We start from the raw sequence: 1595 nt of genomic DNA, 5'->3' as shown, positions 1-1595 counted from the left end.
GGGACTTCCAAAGAATAAATTAATCAACAAAAACCAAGAATCCAATTTTAAACAATAATGATAATCATTTTAAGGGGAGAAAGCGGTTGCCGTCGGCAACCGCTTTCTCCCCCTCTTAAATATCCATGATTTGCTTTGCACTCTGTAGTAAATGTAAGGTGCATGATAATAATTAGTATTGACTATTTTTAGAAGTTCAAGCTTTTATAAAAATTGACTCCTGTTACGTTATTCCAGCATAGATATCAATAAACCACTTACCTAAATTGGGGAACTTTTCATGGGTAGAATTGGTGAGACGCTCGATTTGTAGTTCAATTTCATCCATAGCTTTTTTAGTAAGTTTAACTCCACTCTCGTAAGCTTGAGTTACTAACTTGACAACAGGATGCTTCCCTTTCCAGGTCATACTTTGAGCAAAGTTTAAAGCCGTCTCTAATTCATCTAAAATACTGCCATTCCAAGATTTTTCTAATATCCCCCATGTTCGTTCAATGGGATTATATTTGCTGTGATATGGAGGATAATAAGCTAAACGTATATTTAATTTGTGCTGATGAGCAAACTCAATTATACGTTTCATGAACTGGGTGCGCCGAGAATGATTCTCTCCACCATTATCTTGATTAATAAGAAGTGTTTTTATATCTGGAAATCGCCAACTCTCACTTTTCCAAAAATCAGCTAATACATCTACAATAAAATCACTCGTCACCTTTGATTCTGTAAAGTATAAAAACAGTTCATCTAGGTTTGGAAGAAAGATACCATAGGGAGTTAGGGTTGTTTTTGGGCCAAAATCGTGGTCTTTGGTTTTGATTGGAACTCGATTTCTACCTCCTCGGTCAAAGCCGCCAATATTGACACGAGCTTTGGCATCAAGACTTAAACGTAAAATGCTCTTATCATCCAAAGCCGATTGATTAAGTATTGCTAATTGCTCAAAGATTGCATCCGTTTCGGGGATTTTTTTTGAGGAAGTACTTTTGCTACCCGTTTAAGTCGATAACCTAAATAATTCAATTTGACGCGAATTGTTTCTTCGCAGGGTAACTGTTCATCACTGTAAGCAAATTTTTCAATTAATAGCTTTCTTACTTGGCTTGCAGTTAGTCGTGTGTACAGTCTTTGGCTTTTAAAACTTGGGTCAGTTTGACTCTGGGAATCCACCAACTTTTTAATATCTTCTAACAGACTTGGTAAATGTTCTTCTGCCTTATAACGCCCCTTCGCCGAATAATTATCTACACAAGTAATCCCACTACTTAATTCTTTAATTCCTTTACGGATAGTATTTCTATCCCATCGCAATTCTTTTTGAGCCAGTAGCTGCCCTCCGTAGCCTAACTCCATCACAATTTGTGCTTGAAAGCGCCGCCTTGCTGCTCCTTTGAGTTGGCTTGCTGTATCTAAGAACAATTTTTTGACTGAATCAGTTAATTCTATCAACACTCCAAACACCCAAAAATTTCCCTCCTAATTGAATTTACTACAAAAGGGGGAAGGAGAAGCAGCCGACGACGGCTGCTTCTCCTTCCCCCTCCTCACAATGATTATCATTCTTGTATTTGGTGATTTTATTGCTTGGAAGTCCC

Annotated in this window: 1 pseudogene; it reads right to left on the bottom strand. The window is 37.6% G+C overall.

Going from position 1 to position 1595, the window contains the following annotated elements:
- Window positions 1-223 precede the first annotated feature (223 nt).
- Window positions 224-1353, bottom strand: a pseudogene (locus tag CDG77_RS34850) (ISAzo13 family transposase).
- Between the last annotated feature and the right edge of the window lie 242 nt (window positions 1354-1595).

Origin of the sequence: Nostoc sp. 'Peltigera membranacea cyanobiont' 213, from assembly GCF_002245975.1 — a bacterium.
Classification (GTDB): domain Bacteria; phylum Cyanobacteriota; class Cyanobacteriia; order Cyanobacteriales; family Nostocaceae; genus Nostoc.
This window is presented reverse-complemented; position numbering and strand designations above follow the sequence as displayed.